This is a genomic window from Kitasatospora sp. NPDC008115, assembly GCF_042957205.1.
Taxonomy (GTDB): Bacteria; Actinomycetota; Actinomycetes; order Streptomycetales; family Streptomycetaceae; genus Kitasatospora.
Map to the genome: position 1 here is coordinate 347,244 of NZ_JBIBHU010000003.1, position 19,907 is coordinate 367,150.

At 74.0% G+C, this 19,907-nt stretch carries 16 protein-coding genes; 11 read left to right on the forward strand and 5 right to left on the reverse strand.

Annotated elements, in window-relative coordinates; all coding sequences use genetic code 11:
- Positions 1-38: 38 nt before the first annotated feature.
- Entirely contained in the window at positions 39-701 is a 663-nt protein-coding gene (locus ACFZBX_RS05940; protein ID WP_391531716.1) for a response regulator, read from the reverse strand.
- Positions 702-1,081: 380 nt separating this feature from the next.
- Between ACFZBX_RS05940 and pdhA the strand changes: the two genes are divergently transcribed.
- From pdhA to ACFZBX_RS05960, 4 genes are all read left to right on the forward strand, one after another.
- Positions 1,082-2,236, forward strand: coding sequence for a pyruvate dehydrogenase (acetyl-transferring) E1 component subunit alpha (gene pdhA, locus ACFZBX_RS05945; protein ID WP_391531717.1), 1,155 nt, complete (start codon positions 1,082-1,084; stop codon positions 2,234-2,236).
- Positions 2,236-3,210, forward strand: coding sequence for an alpha-ketoacid dehydrogenase subunit beta (locus ACFZBX_RS05950; protein ID WP_391531718.1), 975 nt, complete (start codon positions 2,236-2,238; stop codon positions 3,208-3,210). The genes pdhA and ACFZBX_RS05950 overlap by 1 nt, the downstream gene beginning before the upstream one ends.
- Positions 3,211-3,222: 12 nt before the next feature.
- Complete coding sequence (locus tag ACFZBX_RS05955) at positions 3,223-4,650, forward strand: dihydrolipoamide acetyltransferase family protein (protein WP_391531719.1); 1,428 nt, start codon at positions 3,223-3,225, stop codon at positions 4,648-4,650.
- A gap of 261 nt (positions 4,651-4,911) precedes the next feature.
- A complete protein-coding gene (locus ACFZBX_RS05960) occupies positions 4,912-6,072 on the forward strand; it encodes an alkaline phosphatase PhoX (protein ID WP_391531720.1) in 1,161 nt (386 codons plus the stop codon).
- A 65-nt stretch (positions 6,073-6,137) separates the two neighbouring features.
- Here the strand turns inward: ACFZBX_RS05960 and ACFZBX_RS05965 are convergent, their stop codons facing one another.
- Positions 6,138-7,157: a hypothetical protein gene (locus ACFZBX_RS05965; RefSeq protein ID WP_391531721.1), complete on the reverse strand. Its 1,020-nt coding sequence runs from the start codon at positions 7,155-7,157 to the stop codon at positions 6,138-6,140.
- Positions 7,158-7,537: 380 nt separating this feature from the next.
- On the opposite strand from ACFZBX_RS05965, the gene ACFZBX_RS05970 reads away from it, so the two are divergent.
- Together ACFZBX_RS05970 and ACFZBX_RS05975 are read left to right on the forward strand one after the other, a co-directional pair.
- A complete protein-coding gene (locus tag ACFZBX_RS05970) occupies positions 7,538-8,773 on the forward strand; it encodes a M64 family metallopeptidase (RefSeq protein ID WP_391531722.1) in 1,236 nt (411 codons plus the stop codon).
- 96 nt (positions 8,774-8,869) lie between these two features.
- Complete coding sequence (locus ACFZBX_RS05975; RefSeq protein ID WP_391531723.1) at positions 8,870-10,225, forward strand: nitrate/nitrite transporter; 1,356 nt, start codon at positions 8,870-8,872, stop codon at positions 10,223-10,225.
- Positions 10,226-10,288: 63 nt separating this feature from the next.
- Here ACFZBX_RS05975 and ACFZBX_RS05980 read toward each other — a convergent pair whose 3' ends face one another.
- Both ACFZBX_RS05980 and ACFZBX_RS05985 read right to left on the reverse strand, forming a co-directional pair.
- Positions 10,289-11,092, reverse strand: coding sequence for a Bro-N domain-containing protein (locus tag ACFZBX_RS05980; protein ID WP_391531724.1), 804 nt, complete (start codon positions 11,090-11,092; stop codon positions 10,289-10,291).
- A 147-nt stretch (positions 11,093-11,239) separates the two neighbouring features.
- A complete protein-coding gene (locus ACFZBX_RS05985) occupies positions 11,240-12,061 on the reverse strand; it encodes a maleylpyruvate isomerase family mycothiol-dependent enzyme (protein WP_391531725.1) in 822 nt (273 codons plus the stop codon).
- Between the two features lie 174 nt (positions 12,062-12,235).
- Between ACFZBX_RS05985 and ACFZBX_RS05990 the strand changes: the two genes are divergently transcribed.
- The 3 genes from ACFZBX_RS05990 (at position 12,236) to ACFZBX_RS06000 (ending at position 15,060) form a co-directional block, all read left to right on the forward strand.
- Entirely contained in the window at positions 12,236-13,033 is a 798-nt protein-coding gene (locus ACFZBX_RS05990) for a carbon-nitrogen family hydrolase (RefSeq protein ID WP_380759876.1), read from the forward strand.
- A 191-nt stretch (positions 13,034-13,224) separates the two neighbouring features.
- On the forward strand, positions 13,225-14,295 hold the full coding sequence (locus ACFZBX_RS05995) for a GntR family transcriptional regulator (protein WP_391531726.1): 1,071 nt from the start codon (positions 13,225-13,227) through the stop codon (positions 14,293-14,295).
- A 117-nt stretch (positions 14,296-14,412) separates the two neighbouring features.
- Entirely contained in the window at positions 14,413-15,060 is a 648-nt protein-coding gene (locus ACFZBX_RS06000) for a hypothetical protein (RefSeq protein ID WP_380759880.1), read from the forward strand.
- Positions 15,061-15,172: 112 nt separating this feature from the next.
- On the opposite strand, the gene ACFZBX_RS06005 is transcribed toward ACFZBX_RS06000, so the two are convergent.
- A complete protein-coding gene (locus tag ACFZBX_RS06005; protein ID WP_391531727.1) occupies positions 15,173-15,958 on the reverse strand; it encodes an SLATT domain-containing protein in 786 nt (261 codons plus the stop codon).
- 481 nt (positions 15,959-16,439) lie between these two features.
- Between ACFZBX_RS06005 and purD the strand changes: the two genes are divergently transcribed.
- Positions 16,440-17,687, forward strand: coding sequence for a phosphoribosylamine--glycine ligase (gene purD, locus ACFZBX_RS06010; RefSeq protein ID WP_391531728.1), 1,248 nt, complete (start codon positions 16,440-16,442; stop codon positions 17,685-17,687).
- Between the two features lie 625 nt (positions 17,688-18,312).
- Positions 18,313-19,893 carry a hypothetical protein gene (locus ACFZBX_RS06015; RefSeq protein WP_391531729.1) on the forward strand — a complete coding sequence of 527 codons (1,581 nt, stop codon included), beginning with the start codon at positions 18,313-18,315 and terminating at the stop codon, positions 19,891-19,893.
- The last annotated feature ends 14 nt before the right edge of the window (positions 19,894-19,907 follow it).

Genomic DNA, 19,907 nt, shown 5'->3' on the forward strand with positions numbered 1-19,907 from the left:
GGGGGTCCTTGACAGTTCGTCAGTTCTGTGCATCCGCCCTATCCGTGCTGGTGGTCCGCCTGGTGCCGGGCGACGAAGGCGGCCGCCTGGGTGCGGCGCTCCATCCCCATCTTCGAGAGCAGACTGGAGACGTAGTTCTTCACCGTCTTTTCGGCGAGGTGCAGCTCGTTGCCGATCTGACGATTGGTCATCCCTTCGCCGATGAGGTCCAGGATGCGGCGCTCCTGCCTGGTGAGCTGGGAGAGCCGTTCGTCCTCCTTCTCGCCGCCGTCCCGCAGCCGGGCCAGCACCCGGCTGGTGGCGACCGGGTCGAGCAGCGAGCGGCCGGCCGCGACGTCCCGGACCGCGGTGATCAGGTCGGTGCCGCGGATCGCCTTCAGCACGTAGCCGGAGGCGCCCGCCATGATCGAGTCGAACAGCGCCTCGTCGTCCGAGAACGAGGTCAGCATCAGGCACTTGATCCCCGGCAGCCGGGAGCGGATCTCCCGGCAGACCTCCACCCCGTTGCCGTCCGGCAGCCGGACGTCCAGGACCGCGACGTCGGGGCCGACGGCCGGGATCCTGGTCAGCGCCTCGGCGGCGGTGCCGGCCTCCCCGACCACCTCGATGTCGTCCTCGACCGAGAGGAGTTCATGGACGCCCCGGCGGACCACCTCGTGGTCGTCGAGAAGGAATACCCTGATTTGTCCCTTATCAGTCACGCGCAAAGCCTCCCATATCACCCTACGAAAGACCTCTCGCCCGCACCGGACCGGGGTCACGATCCGGCCAGAGCGGTGGAAACCGATGCCGGTAACCCCCTTACGCGGGAGCCTCCGCCCGGATAACGTGCGCAGGTGTCCTGAAGGCGACCGAATTGAGAGCTGCGCCACATACGCGTTTGTAGGCCCCGAACAAGTAGGACGTCCTAGCGCAGACGCGCCAAGGGCGGACGCTGGGTAACGTTCTCGTGAGGGACGCCGTCGGAACAGGATCACCACCTGCCCCGCAGATGGGAGCGCACACCCACGCGCGCCCCGCGAGGCGGTGACCGGACCGGTCACCGGCGACCCCGGGCGGCCGGACAGACCGAGGAGTGAACGTGACCGTCAAAAGCACGGCGAGGGCTCGCAAGAAGGCGGCCCCCGGCGTCCCTGACACCCTCCGCGCCACGGGTAAGGACGCCCAGCCGGAGCTCGTGCAGCTGCTCACCCCGGAAGGCGAGCGGGTCGAGCACCCGGACTTCCCGCTCACCGTGGAGCCGGACGAGCTTCGAGCCCTCTACCGTGACCTGGTGCTGGTGCGCCGGTTCGACGCGGAGGCCACCTCCCTGCAGCGCCAGGGCGAACTGGGCCTGTGGGCCTCGCTGCTCGGCCAGGAGGCCGCCCAGGTCGGCTCCGGCCGCGCGCTGCGGCCCGGCGACTACGCCTTCCCCACCTACCGCGAGCACGGCGTCGCCTGGTGCCGCGACGTCGACCCGCTGAACCTGCTCGGCATGTTCCGCGGCGTGAACCACGGCGGCTGGGACCCGAACGAGAAGAACTTCCACCTCTACACCATCGTGATCGGCGCGCAGGCCCTGCACGCCACCGGCTACGCGATGGGCATCACCAAGGACGGCGCCGACGACGCGGTGATCGCGTACTTCGGCGACGGCGCGTCCAGCCAGGGCGACGTCAGCGAGGCCTTCACCTTCGCCTCGGTCTACAACGCCCCGGTGGTGTTCTTCTGCCAGAACAACCAGTGGGCGATCTCCGAGCCCACCACCACCCAGACCCGGATCCCGCTGTACCGCCGCGCCTCCGGCTTCGGCTTCCCGGGCGTGCGGGTCGACGGCAACGACGTGCTGGCCTGCCTCGCGGTGACCCGCTGGGCGCTGGAGCACGCCCGCAGCGGCAACGGCCCGGTGCTGGTCGAGGCGTTCACCTACCGGATGGGCGCGCACACCACCTCCGACGACCCGACCCGCTACCGGCCCGCCGAGGAGACCGAGGCCTGGAAGGCCAAGGACCCGATCGCCCGGCTGCGCACCCTCCTGGAGAAGGAGGGCCTGGCCGACGAGGCGTTCTTCGCCTCGGTCGACGCCGAGAGCGAGCGGCTCGGGCTGCGGGTGCGCGAGGGCGTGCGCGGCATGCCGGACCCGGACCCCACCCTGATCTTCGACCACGTCTACGCCGAGCCGCACGCGCTGGTCGATGAGGAACGGGCCGGGTACGTCGAGTACGCGGCCTCCTTCGAGGCGGGGGAGAACCTCTGATGGCCGGTCAGCTCAGCATCGCCAAGGCGCTCAACGGCGCCCTGCGCAAGTCGCTGGAGAGCGACCCGAAGACCGTCCTGATGGGCGAGGACATCGGCAAGCTCGGCGGCGTCTTCCGGATCACCGACGGCCTGCAGAAGGACTTCGGGGAGGACCGGGTGATCGACACCCCGCTCGCCGAGTCCGGCATCGTGGGCACCGCGATCGGCCTCGCGCTGCGCGGCTACCGCCCGGTCGTGGAGATCCAGTTCGACGGCTTCGTCTACCCGGCCTTCGACCAGATCGTCTCCCAGCTGGCCAAGATGCACGCCCGCGCGCTCGGCCACGTCAAGATGCCGGTCACCGTGCGCATCCCCTACGCCGGCGGCATCGGCGCGGTCGAGCACCACAGCGAGTCGCACGAGGCGTATTTCGCGCACACCGCCGGTCTGCGGGTGGTCAGCCCGTCCAACGCGCACGACGCGCACTGGATGCTGCGCCAGGCCATCGAGTCGGACGACCCGGTGATCTTCCTGGAGCCCAAGCGCCGCTACTGGGACAAGGGCGAGGTCGGCGACGCCGCCGACCTGGGCCTGCACGACGCGCGGATCGTGCGCCCCGGCGCCGACGCCACGCTGATCGCCTACGGCCCGATGGTCAAGGTCTGCCTGGAGGCCGCCGCGGCCGCCGAGGAGGACGGCCGCCGGCTGGAGGTCGTCGACCTGCGCTCGCTCACCCCGGTCGACTTCGCGGCCCTGGAGGAGTCCGTGAAGCGGACCGGGCGCGGCATCGTGGTGCACGAGGCGCCGGTGTTCCTCGGCATGGGCGCCGAACTGGCCGCCCGGCTCACCGAGCGGTGCTTCTACCACCTGGAGGCGCCGATCCTGCGGGTCGGCGGCTACTACGCGCCGTATCCGCCGTCGCGGGTCGAGGAGGCCTTCCTCCCCGACCTGGACCGCGTGCTCGACGCCGTCGACCGCGCCTTCGCGTACTGATTCCGGGGAGCGATGATGACCACCGAAGTTCGCTCGCTCCGCGAGTTCAAGATGCCCGACGTGGGCGAGGGCCTCACCGAGGCCGAGATCCTCAGCTGGTACGTCAAGCCCGGTGACACCGTCACCGACGGGCAGGTCGTCTGCGAGGTGGAGACCGCCAAGGCCGCCGTGGAGCTGCCGATCCCGTTCAACGGGGTCGTCGAGCAGCTGTTCTTCCCGGAGGGCGCGACGGTCGACGTCGGCACCGTGATCATCTCGGTCGCGGTGGCCGGCGAGGCGGGTGCGCCCGCGGCTCCGGCCGCCGCCCCGGCTCCGGCCACCGCTGCCGCTCCCGCCGCTGCGGAGGCCGCCGAGCCCGAGCGGCGCGAGGTGCTGGTCGGCTACGGGCCGCGGACCGGCGGCAGCCAGCGCCGGGCCCGGCGCAGCACGGCCGCCGCCCCGGCGCCCGCGCCCGTCGCGGCTCCGGCCCCCGCGCCGGTTGCCCTCCCCGTCGCCGCCCCGGCCCCCGCGCCGGTCGCGGCGGGCGGTGACCGGCCGCTGGCCAAGCCGCCGGTGCGCAAGCTCGCCAAGGACCTCGGGATCGACCTGCGGGCCGTCACCCCGACCGGTCCGGACGGCGTGATCACCCGCGAGGACCTGCACGCCCACGCGGCCGCCGCCGTCCCGGCCCCGGCCGAGGCCCCGGTCGTCGAGCAGGCCGTCGAGCCGGCCGCCGCCCCGGTGGCCGTCCCCGGCGCGGGCGACGTCCGGGTGCCGATCAAGGGCGTCCGCAAGGCGACCGCGCAGGCGATGGTGGCCTCGGCCTTCACCGCCCCGCACGTCACCGAGTTCGTCCAGGTCGACGTCACCCGGACGATGAAGTTCGTCCGCCGCCTCAAGGAGAGCGGCGAGCTGGGCCGGGACGTCCGGGTCAGCCCGCTGCTGCTGGTCGCCAAGGCACTGCTCACCGCGATCAAGCGCAACCCCGGGATCAACGCCCAGTGGGACGAGGCGGCCCAGGAGATCGTCATCAAGGGCCAGGTGAACCTCGGCATCGCCGCGGCCACCCCGCGCGGCCTGATCGTCCCCAACATCAAGGACGCGGGCGGGAAGACCCTCTCCGCCCTGGCGGTCTCGCTCGGCGAGCTGATCGACACCGCCCGGCAGGGGAGGACCGCGCCCGGCGACATGCAGGGCGGCACGGTCACGATCACCAACGTCGGCGTCTTCGGCGTCGACAGCGGCACCCCGATCCTCAACCCCGGCGAGGCGGCCATCCTCGCCTTCGGGGCGGTCCGGGAACTGCCGTGGGTGCACAAGGGCAAGGTCGTCCCGCGCCAGGTCACCACGCTGGCGCTCTCCTTCGACCACCGGCTGGTCGACGGCGAGCTGGGCTCCAAGGTGCTGGCCGACATCGCGGGCATCCTGGAGCACCCGAAGCGCCTGATCACCTGGGGCTGACTCCCGGCCGCTCCGACTCGCGCACAGGGCCCGCCCCGCCGGTACGTCCGGCGGGGCGGGCCCTTTCGGTGCCCACGCCGGCCTCGCGGTGACACTGCGTGGCCGCACCGTCGGTGGACGGTGAACAGCGCTGTTCCCGGGGGACGGGCGAGCCGTTCACCGCTCGTTGCCGGTACGGCCACCCCCGCTCCCTAGCCTTCGGGCGCGCGTCCCCGCCGTCCGACCGGGCGGCGGACCATACGCTTCCCCCCGGGAGTCAGCATGGAACGACGTACCTTCCTGCGCGGCGCCGTCGCCGGTGCCTCGGCCGCGGCCTTCGTCGGCACGCTGACGCAGGGTGCCGCCTACGCGGCCCCCGCGCAGAACGGGCCCGGCCCGTACGGGGCGCTCGGCGCCGCCGACGCCAATGGCATCCAGCTTCCCGCCGGCTTCACCAGCCGGGTCGTCGCCCGCTCCGGCCAGACGGTCACGGGCACCTCGTACGCCTGGCACAGCGCGCCGGACGGCGGTGCCTGTTTCGCCGACGGGACGGGCTGGATCTACGTCTCGAACTCGGAGATCAACCCCTCCGGAGGTGCGAGCGCCCTGCGGTTCAACTCCTCGGGTTCGGTCACCGGCGGGTACCGGATCCTGTCCGGCACCCGGCAGAACTGCGCGGGCGGTGCCACCCCGTGGAACACCTGGCTGTCCTGCGAGGAGGTCAGCCTCGGCTACGTCTACGAGACCGACCCGTTCGGCGTGAACGCCGCCGTCCGCCGTGACGCGATGGGCAGGTTCAAGCACGAGGCGGCCGCCGCCGACCCGGTCCGCCGGGTGGTCTACCTGACCGAGGACGAGAGCGACGGCTGCTTCTACCGGTTCGTCCCGACCACCTGGGGCAACCTGTCCGCCGGCACCTTGCAGGTCCTCAAGGCCGGCACCGCCACCTCCGGCACCTTCACCTGGGCCACCGTCCCCGACCCGGACGGCTCCCCGACCACCACCCGCAGCCAGGTCACCGGCGCGAAGCGCTTCAACGGCGGCGAGGGCTGTCACTACGCCAACGACACGGTCTGGTTCACCACCAAGGGCGACAACCGGGTGTGGCAGGTCAACCTGGCCGCCGGCACCTACGAGCTGGCCTACGACGACTCGCTGGTCAGCCCCGGCACCGCGCCGCTGACCGGCGTGGACAACGTCACCGGCTCCACCTTCGGCGACCTGTACGTCGCCGAGGACGGCGGCAACATGGAGATCTGCGTCATCACGCCGGACGACGTCGTCGCGCCCTTCCTGCGGATCACCGGCCAGTCCTCCTCGGAGATCACCGGCCCGGCGTTCTCCCCCGACGGCACCCGCCTGTACTTCTCCAGCCAGCGCGGCACCAGCGGCAGCTCCTCCGGCGGCATCACCTACGAGGTCACCGGTCCGTTCCGCCGCTGACCGGTGGGAAGGGGCCCTCCCCGCGCACCGCCGTGCGTGGTGAGGGCCCCTTCGTCCTCGGGCCGTCAGCTGCGGGCGCGCAGGCGGCGTGCGGCGACGACGGCGCCGGCGCCGGCGGCGGCGAGGGCGGCGGCGATGCCGGCGAGCAGGCCGTTCGGGGTGCCGGCGCCGGTCCGGGCGAGCTCCGGGGTGCCGGCCGGCGCCGTGGTGGCGGGGGCGGCGGTCGGGGTGCTCTTCGGCGTGGCCGGGGCGGCGGGGGCCGCCGGGGTGGCCGGGGCGGCCGGCTCGGCGGTGGCCGGCGCGTTGTCGGCGGCCGGTGCGGCGGGCTTCGCGGTGGTCGGCTTGGCCGGGGCGGGCTTCGCGGTCTGGGCGGGCTTCGCGGTCTGGGCGGGCTTGGCGGGCTTGGTGGGCTTCGTCGGGGTGGGCTCGGCGGTCGGGGCCGTCGCGGCCTTGCCGGGGGTGCCGGCGGCGCGGGAGACCGTCAGCGTCCGGGTGCTCTGCTTCCCGCTGGTGGACTCCGACCAGGCCGACAGGGTGACCGACACCTCGGAGACGGCGGACGGGGCCTTCGCCGACAGGCCGATCCGGAACATCAGGCGGCTCGCCCGGCCGTCCTTGAGGGGCTTGAGCAGCGGGGAGGTGTCGACCACGACGGTCCGCCCGTAGCAGTCGGTGCCGGTGGTGAGCTTCTTCCAGGCGCCGTCCACGAACGCCTCGACCGTCACGTCCTGCGGCCGCAGCCGCGCGCCCTTGCCGGAGATGGAGAGGCCCGGCGTGGCGATGTAGAAGTCGCCGCCGGTGAAGTTGGCGATCTGGGTGCCGATCTCGGCCTTCGGCCCGCCGGGGGTGATCCGGCCGGGGGAGGAGAGGAACGAGCTGGAGACGGCGCCCTTGTGCTTCACGTTCCAGGCGGCCGCCGGGACCTCGGGGTTGTACGCCTTGTCGGGGCCACCGCAGGCCGAGGAGGTCTCGGCGGTCAGCAGCTGGACGGAGCCGGCCAGCAGGAGGGTGGCGGCGACGGTGGCGATCCGGCGGCGGGTGGCGGTGGAGTTGTTCGCGAAAGCGGGCATGACGGACGTGCGCATGACAGAACCCCCCAGGGTCTGGTGCCGTGAACGAGTGAGTGGTTGTCGAAGGTGACCGGCCTGCTCCTGTCGAGCAGTTGCGCCCCCCGGCCTCGCCGGTCTCGCTTCCCGCTGCCTTCGTCCGTACAGACAGCGTTCGCTGCCGGAGGGTTCCCGCCGTTCCGAAGTTTCTTCCGAGTATTTTGCGTGACGCTTCGATCACTTTCGGTGGCGATCATTCATCTGATCGGATACGTCGGTATGACTGGTGAGATTCTTGTGGTTCGTCCAGATCGGTGACTTTTTCGCCGTTCGGTTCGGTCGACACGCCGGGCCGGGTACGTCTTCGCGTCCACCACCCGGGCGACGCCGGGTGACCGGAACGTCGAGGACACACCCGTATGCCGCCTGGCAACCCTGGCCGGATCGTCCGGAGTCTGGCCGCGCTCGTGCTGGTATCCACCGCCGTCCTCCCGGCCGCGCTCGAACTGGCCGGGCCCCCGCCGTTCGGGGTGATCGGACCGGGTGCCCCCGCCGACCGCGCGGTGCCGCCGCACACCGTGGTGCAGCACGCCGACCTGCACAGCGCCGGCGAGGCGCCGACCGTCGACATACGGCGCACCGGCGACCCGTCCAACCGGATCACCCTGGTCCTGCTCGGCGACGGCTACACCACGGGGGAGCAGGACCTCTTCCGCGCCCAGGCCGACCGGGCCTGGCGCTCGCTGATGGACATCGAGCCGTTCCGCAGCTACCAGGGGTTCTTCAACATAAAGCGGGTCGAGGTGGTCTCCCCGGTCTCCGGCATCGCCGAGACCGAGAACCGCGGCCGGCGCCCCGCCACCCCGCTGGGCATGCACTTCTGGTGCGAGGGCACCGCCCGGCTGCTCTGCGCCGACGAGGAGGCGACCGCCCGCTACGCCGGCCACGGCGACGGCCCGCAGTACCTCATCGCGCTCGCCAACTCCACCGAGTACGGCGGCGCCGGCGGCACCGGAGTGACTACCCTGGCCGGCGGCAGCCCGGACGCGGGGCGGATCATCCAGCACGAGATAGGGCACACCGTCGGGGACCTCGGCGACGAGTACGACAGCGCGCCGGACGACGCCGACTACCCCAACCTCGCCACCGACAACGCCGAGGAGATGCGCCGCAAGCAGACCAAGTGGTGGCGCTGGCTGGGCGCGGAGTCCCCGGACGGCGCCGGCGTGATCGGCGCCTACCGCAGCGCCAACGGCATCTACCGGCCCACCCAGGACTCGGTGATGCGCACCCTCGGCGGGGCGTACAACCTGCCCTCGCGGGAGGCGATCATCGAGGAGATCTACCGGCGCGTCAGGCCCACCGACAACCCCGTGCCGCCGCCCGGCGACGTCACCGGCCGGCCCCGGCTGGAGGTCCGGCCGGTCCCGCTGTCCGGTGCCCGGCAGCTGCGGGTGGACTGGACGGTGGACGGCGTCCCGGTCGAGCCGCAGGCGGCGGACCGCAGCCGGCTGGACACCGCGACGCTGCGGCTGGAGACCGGGCGCGCCGCGACCGTCACGGCGACTGTCCGGGACACCACCGACTGGGTCCGCGACGAGGCCTTCCGGGACCGCTACATGACGCGCTCGGTCTCCTGGACGGTGGTTGGCTGACAGCACGTCGGACCCGGGGTGGGGCGGGTGGTTCGTACCCGTCCTCCTGACCCCGCCCTAGGCGTTCAATGATGGGATGACTAATCTGGGGCCACTATGACCGTGGAGCCCGCCAGTTCAGCCCGTCCCCTGTCCGTCCCCGCTCCCCGGGCCGGCGCCGGCCCCACCACCGGCCCGGTCGCCGTCGCCGCCCACCACCCGCCCGGCGGCCGGGCCGCCTGGCTCGCCTGGTCCATCGGCGTCAGCGTCTACGTCCTGGCCGTCATCCACCGCACCAGCCTCGGCGTCGCCGGCCTGGACGCCGCCGACCGCTTCGGCATCGGCGCCTCCGCGCTCTCCACCTTCTCGATCCTCCAGGTCCTCGTCTACGCGGCCATGCAGGTACCCGTCGGCCTGCTGGTCGACCGGTTCGGGCCGCGCCGGGTGCTGCTGCTCGGCGTCGTGCTGCTCAGCACCGGCCAGCTCGCCTTCGCCTTCTCCGACTCCTTCGGCCCCGCGCTCGCCTCCCGGGCCGTGCTCGGCTGCGGCGACGCGATGACCTTCATCAGCGTGCTGCGGATCGCCGCCCGCTGGTTCCCCGCGGCCAAGAACCCGCTGGTCGCCCAGCTGACCGGGCTCGCCGGGATGAGCGGCAACCTGGTCACCACCGTCGTCCTCGCCCAGGCCCTGCACAGCGAGGGCTGGACGCCCACCTTCACCGCCATCGCCCTGCTCGGCGTCGCCGTCTTCGCCCTCGTCGCGCTCTTCCTCCGGGAGGCGCCCGACGGGCCCGCCGGGGAGGCGGCGCAGGCCGCGCAGCCGCGGCTCGGCGTCGCGCGGCAGGTCCGGGAGACCTGGCGGGAGCCGGGCACCCGGCTGGGGCTCTGGATCCACTTCACCACCCAGTTCCCGGGCAACGCCTTCGGCCTGCTCTGGGGCCTGCCCTACCTCGTCGAGGCCCAGGGCATGACCCGCGCCGCCGCCGGCGGGCTGCTCACCCTGCTGGTGCTCTCCAACATGAGCTTCGGCTTCCTCTTCGGCCGCGTCCTGTCCCGCACCGCCCGGGCCCGGATGCCCATCGTGCTCACCGTCATCGGCGCCACCGCGCTGCTGTGGGCGGTGACGCTCGCCTGGCCCGGCGGCCACCCGCCGCTCTGGCTGCTGGTCGCGGTGATCCTGGTGATGGGCAGCAACGGCCCCGCCTCGCTCGTCGGCCTCGACTACGCCCGCGCCCGCAACCCCGTCGAACGCCTCGGCACCGCCTCCGGCATCGTCAACATGGGCGGCTTCATCGGCACGATGATCACCCTCTTCGGGATCGGCGTCCTCCTGGACACCCTCACCCCGGGTGGCACCGACACCTACTCCGCGAGCGCCTTCCGCTGGGCGTTCTGCTGGCAGTACGCGCCCCTGGCGGTGGGCACCCTGATGATCCTGCGGCTCCGGAGGAAGCTCGCGGCGGTGGCTTCGTAGGGTTCCCGTCCTGTGGAAACGGGGGTCACCCTTGTCCAGGACAAGGGTGACCCCCGTTTCGAATCAGGCCCTGTACTCGCGCATGAACTCGGCGATCTGAGGGGGCGTCCCGAGGATCCGGGCACCGTGCATCTCCACGAGCAGGTTCTCGTGACCGCAGGTCGATGCCGCCCGGGCCTCGTCCCGCATCCGGATCAGGTCCACGATCCGCAGCTTCGGGCAGCCCGGGACCACCCGGCTGCCCCGGATTCCGACGCGCTCCTCGCTCGGGCACTCGAAGTACGGACCGAACGGTGGCCCGCTGTCGTCGGGGCCGGGTAGCCGGAGGACCATCTCGCCGTGCCGGCAGCCGACCGTGCCGTCGGAGTGGACGGTGAGGTCCGGCCAGTCCTCGTGCTCGATCCGCGCGACGACGTACACCTGCTGCCCGATCGCCTCGGTGAGCGTCTCCGCCATCCTCCGCTGCTGGGTGGGGATGTCGGTGTTCCCTCGGCGAACGGAGGGGAGCAACTCTTCCGTGACCCAGTCCTGGAACGGGCGGGCCGCGCTCTTGTCGGAACGCATGAGCAAGCCGTAGAGACCTGCTTCGCTCACCACGCCGAGTAGCGGGTTGCCTCGTCGATAGGGTTTCTGATCTGCGGAAACGCCGTAACCCTTGTTCCGAACAAGGGTTACCAGCCGCAGATCGACGGTTCGGTGCTGCCGTGAGTCCAGCACCTTCACGGCGTCGGTGGGGTTGCCGCGACCCAAGATCCGGCACACGTCCGCCGTGACGAACCACGGCTCGCCGTCGATCATCACGACCCTCATCGGCTCGTCCGTGACCGGGAAGCTCGACCGGACCAGCACCATCTGTTCGTCGTCCATGGGACGCCCCTCCTTCTTCCGGGTGACTGCCCGGAACAACGAGGCCGAACGGACGGGGGTACTGGTCCCAACGTGACGCACGGGAGCACGAGGCGCACTCGCCCGGCGTGCACGGTGCGTGTACGCCGGGCGGGTGATGAGCAGGGGCTACGGGGTGACGGAGAAGTTGGCCAGGACGCGGTCGGCGAGTTCCCGGTCGCCGTCGACGGTCACCCGGTCCGGGCGGCCGCGGCCGCAGGCGAGGCGGACGTAGGTCTCCCAGTCGAGGGTGAGCTGGACGTCGGGGGCGAGGCTGATGGACTCGTCGACGGTGCCGCGCCCGGCGGAGTCGACCCGCACGGTGCGCAGGAACTCGACGGGCCCGGTGACGTCGATGACCAGGGCGGTGCCGGCCGGGGCGCCGGCCTGGTGGGCGACCGCCTTCGGCAGGCCCTCCAGCAGGACGTCGCGGGTGATCAGGGCGGCGGGGGAGTCGAGGTTGCCGGGGGTGCCGAGGGCGCGCCGCAGGTCCTGCTCGTGCACCCAGACGTCGAAGGCGCGCAGCCGCAGCAGCCGGTGGTACGGGACGTCGTGGCTCTGCGGGCCGGCCGGCCAGCGGACCGGCTCGTTGGGCATCTGCTTGGCGTTCCGCAGCGCGCGGGCGCGGCGGATGATCGTGTACTCCAGCTCGCTGGTCATCTCCAGCGCGGTGTGGCAGCGGCGCTTGTCGACGGGCAGTTCGAGGTACCGGGCGGTCTCGGTGGTGACGTGGCGCAGGTCACGGGGGAGGGAGTGGATCGGGCGGGGGTCGCCGAGCAGTTCGGACTCGACGGCGATCACGTGCGAGACGATGTCGCGGACCGACCAGCCCGGGCACTCGGTGGCCCGGTTCCAGGATCCCTCGGGCAGGGGGGTCACCAGTTCGGATATCGCCTCGATGGACTGCGTCCACGCCTCGGTGTAAGCCTGCACGGTCTGGTTGTCCGTCACGGGTATCTCCGGCCCTCCGTCAGCTGCCTTGCCGCGCGTGCCCGCGGTCTCCTGGGTCGGCCGGGAATTCCGGCTTTCGGGCGCACACGCTAACCGCACGTTACGCTGCCGGGTGAGAGCAGGGCAGCGCTTTCGGGTGACGATCGTAGGACTCTTGCCGTGGACGGTGGTACTGTGCGCGCTTCATTGATCCAACTCGCGGTCTCCGACGCCGAGCCGCCGGCCGAGCGGCGAGCCCGCGCGGCCGCGCTGGTGCGGGCGCAACGGGGATCCGACCTGGTGGTACTGCCCGAGCTGTGGCCGCTCGGCGGGTTCGCCTACGACCTCTGGTCGGACGGCGCGGAGGCCCTGGACGGGCCGACCTCGGACGCGATGGCGGCTGCCGCCAGGGCGGCGGGCGTCTGGCTGCACGCCGGTTCGATCGTCGAACGGGACCCGGACGGGCCGATCTACAACACCTCGCTGCTGTTCGCCCCGGACGGCGAGCTGGTGCACACCTACCGCAAGATCCACCGCTTCGGCTTCGACAGCGGCGAGGCGGTGGTGATGGGCGCCGGGCAGGAGATCGTCACGGCGGCCACCGAGGTCGGCACGCTGGGCCTGGCGACCTGCTACGACCTGCGCTTCCCCGAGCTGTTCCGGGCGCTGCTGGACGCGGGGGCGCAGGTGCTGGTGGTGCCGGCGGCCTGGCCGGAGCGGCGGCGGGAGCACTGGACGCTGCTGGCCCGGGCGCGGGCGGTGGAGGAGCAGGCGTACGTGCTGGCCTGCAACACGGCGGGGACGCACGGCGGGGTCGAGCAGGCGGGCCACAGCATCGCGGTGGACCCGTGGGGCCGGGTGCTGGCCCAGGCGGGGGCGGGGGAGGAGGTGCTGACCGTGGAGTTCGATCCGGCGGAGGTCGCGAAGGCGCGCGCCGACTTCCCGGTGCACCGGGACCGGCTGCTGGGCATCCCGGCACCCGTGCAGCGCTGACGGGCCCGGTGGGACGCCCCCGGTTCGGGGCCGGTTCGACGGTTCCGGGCACGGGGGCGCGCCGGGGCGTATGGGGGGCTTGTACACGTCGGTGTCCTTTTTGAGAAGATGAGCCCTCGTCGTGTTACCAGCCCGTTCTTCGCCGGTCTGCCCCCGTCAGGCCGTCCCGCCCGCCCGAGGAGGTCGCGCGCATGTTCGGCACCGGCGCGGGCGACAGCCGTCCCGTCATCCAGCGCAACAGCCTGCGCGAGCAGATCGCCGGCGCGTTGCGCGAGGAGATGATGGCCGGCCGGCTGGCGGCCGGGCGGAACTTCACCGTCAAGGAGATCGCCGAGCTGTACGGGGTCTCGGCGACCCCGGCCCGGGAGGCGCTGGTCGACCTCTCCGCGCAGGGGCTGCTCCGGGCCGAGCACCACCGCGGCTTCACCGTTCCCGAGTTCGGCTGGGACGACTTCCGGGAGATCTTCGAGTCCCGGGTGCTGATCACCGACAGCTACTTCCGCCGGCTGGCGGCCGACCCCGGCCCGCGGGACGAGAGCCGGGTGACCTCGCTGCGCCGCCGGGCGGACGCGGCGGTGCGGGCGGCCCGGGCCGGGAACCTGGACGTGATGGTGGGCTGCGACCGCCGGTTCTGGCAGGAGGTCGGCGGGCTGCTGGGCAACCGCCGGATCGGCGACTACCTGGACTGGCTGCGGGTGCAGTCGTGGATGTTCGCCGCGCGCTACCTGCGGACGATGCCCCAGCTGGCCGGGGTCTGCTGGGACGGCCACCTCGACCTGGTGGAGGCGATCGAGGCGCGCGACGTGCCGCGTGCCCACCGGATCGTCTGCGAGTACAACCTCTTCACGGTCGGGCTGCTGGCCGAGCTGGCCGGCCAGCCGGTGGAGACGGTGGGGGTGCTGCCGCTGCTGACCGGGCGTCCGCTCGCCGCTCCGGGCGGCGAGGACGCCCCGGGAGCGCCGCCCGACGCCCCGGGGGACTCCTCGCCGGGGAAGACCGGGGCGGGCACCGGGCCGGGCGTCACCGAGGCGCCCGCGCCGGGGGAGCCCGCCCGACCGGCGGAACCGGGTAGCGCGACCGGCGCCCGGGGCCGGGAACGCGAGCTCGGCCGGGAGCTGGGCCGTGAACTGGGCCTGGGGCTCGGCCTGGTGCCGCAGCCGCGCGCGGTGCCGTACGGACGGTTCGGCCGCCGGCTGCCCGACCCGTCGTCGGACCAACTGCCCGGGGGACGGCCCGATCCGCATCGCTCGCCGGGCCGGTAGGGTGGGCGGTCGTCCGTCCCGGCCGCCCCTCGTACGGGCCGTCCGGGCGCCGACCCGCCCATCCGCCGTCCGCCGCCGCGCGGCCGGTTCCCCGCGTCCGGAGAGGAAGAGCCGGCCATGGCCTGCGACCTCTGGCTCGTCCCGCTGGTGGACGTGCTGAGCCACAGCCCCGACAACCCCTTCCGGGACGACCTCGCGCTCTACAACCAGGTGCTGGCCTCCCGGGGCCTGCCCGAGATGCCGGTCTACCGGTTCGTGCCGGGGCTCAGCGGGGCGGTCGAGCCGATAGCCGCGTTCGACTACGACTCGCTGCACTTCCTGCGCCGGGCCTATCTGCTGGGCCTGACCGGCCTGGACATCACGCCGGTGGACGCGCTCGGCGGCGACTACGAGCAGCTGCTGGAGATGTTCGAGAGCAGCGCCGAACAGTCCCACCTGGTCTGGCACTTCGACCACGCCGGCGCGTACGTGCCGATCGAGTTCGCCGCCCCGCTGGTGGAGGAGTCGCTGCTCGCCGCGGGCGGGCCGCTGGGCTCCAGTCACGGGCTGCTGCGCGAGTTGCAGGCCGTCGCCCCGGCGCTGGGCATCGACCCGTTCGACCCGCCGGCGCCGACCAGGCCGCTCGGCCCGACCGGCCTGGAGCAGCCGTTCGGCCCGCCGCTGGACGACCTGCACCCGTTCGCCCGGGAGCGGCACGCCTGGGCGGGCCTGTACGCGGCGGCGACCCGGAGCCTGCACCAGGGCTCGATGATCGTCTTCGCCTGAGCCCGAGCCCGAGCCCGAGCCACCGCCTGAGTCGCCGCCTGCGCCGCCGTCGGCGGCCGGACGGGCGCCGGACGCCCGGAGGCGGGTCCCGGGCCCGCCTCCGCGGCCCGGGCTACCGCAGCGGCCCCTCCGGCGGCCGCTGGCGCGGCATGGTGGGCCTGGTCCCCGGAGGCGGCAGCACCCGCACCTGGGCGCCGATGCCCGGCTCGGCGCGCCCGCCCCAGTTGCCGGCGGCCTGGGTGGGCAGCCGGGTCATCCCGGCCCGGAACTCCAGCATCCACTCCGAGGTTTCGGTGCGGACCATGTCCGAGACGTCCTCGCAGAACCGCCGCAGCACCCCGAGGCACCGCTCGGCGGCCTCGCCCGCGGTGCCCTCGGTGGGGCCGAGCACCTCCCGGACGCACTCCGAGGCCCAGTCGAACTGGAAGGCCTCCAGCCGGCGCTGCAGCGCCTGCGCGGTGGAGACGTCGCGCATCCAGCCGGAGGTCAGGCCGAACACCCGGTCCGCGCCGTAACAGGCGGCGGCCAGCGCCAGCCCGACGTAGCCCCAGTCGGAGCCGTGCGCGACGGTCCCGGTGAGGTCGACCAGCGGGGCGGCGACCCCGCCGACCGCGAAGCCGGCCGAGCCGAACCGCAGCAGCCGGGCCCAGCGGCGCTTCCAGACCCGGTCCCGGCGGTACCACTCGATGGCCTCGACCGCCCGCTCCTCGGACCAGCGGTACAGCTCCTCCAGCCGCTCGGCGGGCTCGCCCCAGTCCCCCAGGGGGAACTGGCGGGCGCTCAGATCGGACCGGCGGCGGGTCGAGGCGCGGCGCGCCACGGTCGTGGCGGGCTGGTCCTCCTCGCCGATCTCCTTGCCCCAGGCACTCTCCTCGGGCTGCATTTCCGGCTGGCTCACCTGTGGGGCTCCCTGTGGCGGGCGGACTGCTGGTCTGGCTGGTTCCGACTCTGCGCGGACCGCTGTTCCACCGGCCTGACGGCCGGTGGAACAGCGGACAACGCGGCGGCCACACCGCCGTTCCGGGGCGTGTGGCGGGTGCCCCGGGGCGGCGTCACCGACGGCGGCCGGTGGTGGTCCAACAGCACTTCTTACCGCCAAATGGCTTACCGTGTGGGCGCTTCGCCAATGATCGTTACCGGATTCGGCCGACGGATCCCGAGGTGGGCCCGAGGTGGGAGGGTTGCGGCGGTCGGCGGGATTTCACCCGTCCGAGCGAGGGTCCGGTGACCCGCTGTCCTGACCCGGACACCGCGTGATGATCATCGGACCGTTGAACTGGAGGATCCTCCAGGACTGTGCGTGTACCGGCTCCCCTGTCCGTCTCTTCCTACGGGACCGGAGAGCGGCCGGAACCGGCCACCGGCTACCCTTGCGCAGCGTGAAGGTCCTCGTCATCGGCGGCGGCGCCCGCGAACACGCCCTGTGCCGCTCTCTGTCCCAAGATCCCGCCGTGACCGAGCTGCACTGTGCCCCGGGCAACGCCGGGATCGCGCAGGTGGCGACGGTCCACCAGGTCGACCAGCTGGACGGCGCGCAGGTCACCGCGCTCGCCCGCGGGCTCGGCGCCGAGCTGGTCGTGGTCGGCCCGGAGGCCCCGCTGGTCGCGGGCGTCGCCGACGCCCTGCGCGCGGCCGGCGTCGCGGTGTTCGGCCCGTCCGCCGAAGCCGCCCGTCTCGAAGGCTCCAAGGCCTTCGCCAAGGACGTGATGGCCGCCGCCGGCGTGCCCACCGCCCGCTCCTACGTCTGCACCACCCCGGCCGAGGCCGCCGAGGCGCTGGACGCCTTCGGCGCCCCGTACGTGGTCAAGGACGACGGCCTGGCCGCCGGCAAGGGCGTCGTGGTCACCTCCGACCGTGACGAGGCGCTGGCCCACGCCGCCGCCTGCGGGCAGGTGGTGATCGAGGAGTACCTGGACGGCCCCGAGGTCTCGCTGTTCGCGATCACCGACGGCACCACCGTCCTGCCGCTCCAGCCGGCCCAGGACTTCAAGCGCGCCCTGGACGGCGACCAGGGCCCCAACACCGGCGGCATGGGTGCCTACTCGCCGCTGCCCTGGGCGCCCGAGGGCCTGGTCGAGGAGGTCCTGGAGACCGTCCTGCAGCCGACCGTGGACGAGCTGCGCCGGCGCGGCACCCCGTTCTCCGGCCTGCTCTACGCGGGCCTGGCGCTGACCTCGCGCGGCACCCGGGTGATCGAGTTCAACGCCCGCTTCGGCGACCCGGAGACCCAGGTCGTGCTGGCCCGGCTGCGCACCCCGCTGGCCGGCGTCCTGCACGCCTCGGCCACCGGCACGCTGGACCAGCTGGAGCCGCTGCGCTGGGACGAGGGCGCCGCGGTCACCGTGGTGATCGCCGCCGAGGGCTACCCGGCGGCGCCGCGCACCGGCGACCCGATCGAGGGCCTGGCCGAGGCGGAGGCCGCCGACGGCACCGCCTACGTGCTGCACGCCGGGACGAAGGCGGCCGAGGACGGCCGGGTGCTGAGCGCCGGCGGCCGGGTGCTGTCGGTCACCGCGACCGGGACCGGGCTCGCCGAGGCACGTGAGCGGGCCTACCGGGCGGTGGAGCGGATCTCGCTGGCCGGCGGCCAGCACCGCGGCGACATCGCGCTGAAGGCCGCGCAGTAGCGGCCGCGCACCCCCTCCTTCCCCCCGGACCCCCGGCGAGCGATCCGCGCGCCGGGGGTCCGGGCTTTCGCCGGACCGGGGCGGCGCCCGGCGCACCCCCGAGCACCCCCGCGGGGCCGGCGGGCAACCCCCATGGACGCAGCCGCGGCCCGGCGTTTCGGGCCCGGACGGGGCCGGAGCGGACTCCGGGCCCGGCGCACCGTTCGGCGGCCGGAATCCAGCCCATCGAGTGACAGCGGCCGCATCCGGCTGACGCAACCGGGCGCCCGGCCTTATGGTGCGCTGGACCACGGCGCCACAGGTCGGGCCGCTTCCGCCCGCCGCCGGGTAGCGGCGGTCGTGCGGGGGGATGCTGGACGGCGTCCGGCCGGACCGGACACGCCCGGGCCGTCCGACGCCGCCCCGGGCGGCCGTCCGGAATCCGGGCGGCGTCACCGGGACGAGTGGAAACCGGGGCGATCCGGAACACCCACCCGGACACGGGCGTCGAAAATGTCAGAAGCGCCACGCAGCATGAATCACCGGGGCTCGGCCGACACCGTTTCCCGGTCGGAACTGATCGTTTCGAATCGGCTCAGGGGCCCTCGCCGGGCACCCGAGGGCTCCGAAGGGGGTGCCGCACCGTATGGCCGCTGTCGACACCGCGCGCGCTCACGCCCAGGCGGTCCTGCGGATCCGAGGACTCGCCCTGGCCGCCGCCGCGCTGCCCGCCGCCGCTGCCGTGGTCCTGCTGGCCGGCCGGTTCACCGGCCGGATCGGCGCCCCCGGCTCCCCCGACGCCGCCGGCTGGGACATCGCCCGCTGGACGGTCTGCGCGGTGGCCGCGCTCACCCTGCTGGTGGCCGGCGCGGCCGCCCGCCGGTACCGCGGGGCCGTCCCGCCGCAGACCCCGGCCGTGCCGCTCGCCCGCGCCCAGGCGCCCGAGCTGTACCGGCTGATCGACGACCTGGCCGAGCGCCTGGAGGTCCCCGCGCCCTCCGCCGTCGCGCTCACCCCCGACTGCGACAGCTGGCTGGAGGACGTCCCCGCCGCCCGGCCCCGCCGCCGCGCCCGCGCCGCCGGCGAGGAGCCGCCCGCGCCGGTCCTGGTGATCGGCTCGCCCTTCCTGTGGTGGATGCGGGCCGGTGAGCTGCGCGCCCTGCTCGCCCCGGTGGTGGCCGGCACCGGGCCCGCCGCCGACCCCGAGATCGCCGCCGCCCGCCGCTTCCTGCGCGCCCTGGACGCCAGCCTGGACACCGGCGCCGCCCCCGGCCCGGTCGGCGCCTCCGGCACCGGGGCCGCCCGACCGCCCCGGCGCGGCCCGGCCGCGCTCACCGGCCGGACCACCGAGCGGATCACCCGCCGGCTGCTCGGCGCCTGCCGCGAGCACGCCGCCGAACTGGAGCGCTCCGTCGCCGGCTGGGCCTCCGAACAGGCCCGCGGCGTCGACTACGGCCTGCGGATCGCCGCCCAGGAGCAGGTCGGCCTCGCGTACGCCGGCTGGGACCGGCTGCTCACCCGGGTCGCCCTGCCCGCCTGGCGGCTCGGCCGACACCCCGCCCACCTCAACGCGGGCGTGGTCGCCGCGCTCACCGAACTGTCCCGGCGCGACCGGCTGGCCGACGGCTACGGCAGCCGGCTCGGCGACCGCCCGGCCTGCGACCTGCTGGAGGAGCCCGGCACGGTGGACGCCGCGGTCTCCCGGCTCGCCGCCGAACTGTTCTTCGGCGCGCCCGCCTCCGGCGGCTGGCGCGAGCTGGAGTGGGCCGACTACCCGGCCGAGGTGGTGGACGCCGGCTGGCGCGCCCGCGCCGCCGCCCTGCAGTCCGCCCTGGACCTGCTCGCCCCGCAGTCCCGCCCCGGCGCCCCGACGCTGACCCGGCTGCTGGGCCGGCTCGCCGACGGCGACGGCGAACGGCTGGCCGCCGCCCTCGCCGCCCAGTCGGTCCGCACCACCGCGCCCGCGCCGCTGCTCGAACCGGTCCGCACCGGACGGGACGTGCTGGTCGACCACGTCACCGCGATGGTCTGCTGCGCCGCCGTGGACACCGCCGGCGCCGTCCCCGGGCTGGACTGGCTGGACGGCCCGGTGCTGCTGCTCGGCGGGGTCCGCCGCACCGACCTCGCCGAACCGGTCGCCCAGGCCGTCGAGCAGGGCCAGGACGGCCCGCTGCGGGCCTGGCTGGACGCCGCCGACGTCCGGCTGGAGAAGCCCGTCCGGCTCTGACCGGCGCCCCCGGG

Excerpts from the sequence above, each read along its gene's own strand:
- ACFZBX_RS05980 (WP_391531724.1), bottom strand. The coding sequence starts at position 11,092 with ATGGACGACGAACAGATGGTGCTGGTCCGGTCGAGCTTCCCGGTCACG.
- ACFZBX_RS05965 (WP_391531721.1), bottom strand. The coding sequence starts at position 7,157 with ATGCGCACGTCCGTCATGCCCGCTTTCGCGAACAACTCCACCGCCACC.
- ACFZBX_RS05950 (WP_391531718.1), top strand. The coding sequence starts at position 2,236 with ATGGCCGGTCAGCTCAGCATCGCCAAGGCGCTCAACGGCGCCCTGCGC.
- ACFZBX_RS06000 (WP_380759880.1), top strand. The coding sequence starts at position 14,413 with ATGGCCTGCGACCTCTGGCTCGTCCCGCTGGTGGACGTGCTGAGCCAC.
- ACFZBX_RS05975 (WP_391531723.1), top strand. The coding sequence starts at position 8,870 with ATGACCGTGGAGCCCGCCAGTTCAGCCCGTCCCCTGTCCGTCCCCGCT.
- ACFZBX_RS06015 (WP_391531729.1), top strand. The coding sequence starts at position 18,313 with ATGGCCGCTGTCGACACCGCGCGCGCTCACGCCCAGGCGGTCCTGCGG.
- ACFZBX_RS05970 (WP_391531722.1), top strand. The coding sequence starts at position 7,538 with ATGCCGCCTGGCAACCCTGGCCGGATCGTCCGGAGTCTGGCCGCGCTC.
- ACFZBX_RS05955 (WP_391531719.1), top strand. The coding sequence starts at position 3,223 with ATGATGACCACCGAAGTTCGCTCGCTCCGCGAGTTCAAGATGCCCGAC.
- ACFZBX_RS05995 (WP_391531726.1), top strand. The coding sequence starts at position 13,225 with ATGTTCGGCACCGGCGCGGGCGACAGCCGTCCCGTCATCCAGCGCAAC.
- ACFZBX_RS05960 (WP_391531720.1), top strand. The coding sequence starts at position 4,912 with ATGGAACGACGTACCTTCCTGCGCGGCGCCGTCGCCGGTGCCTCGGCC.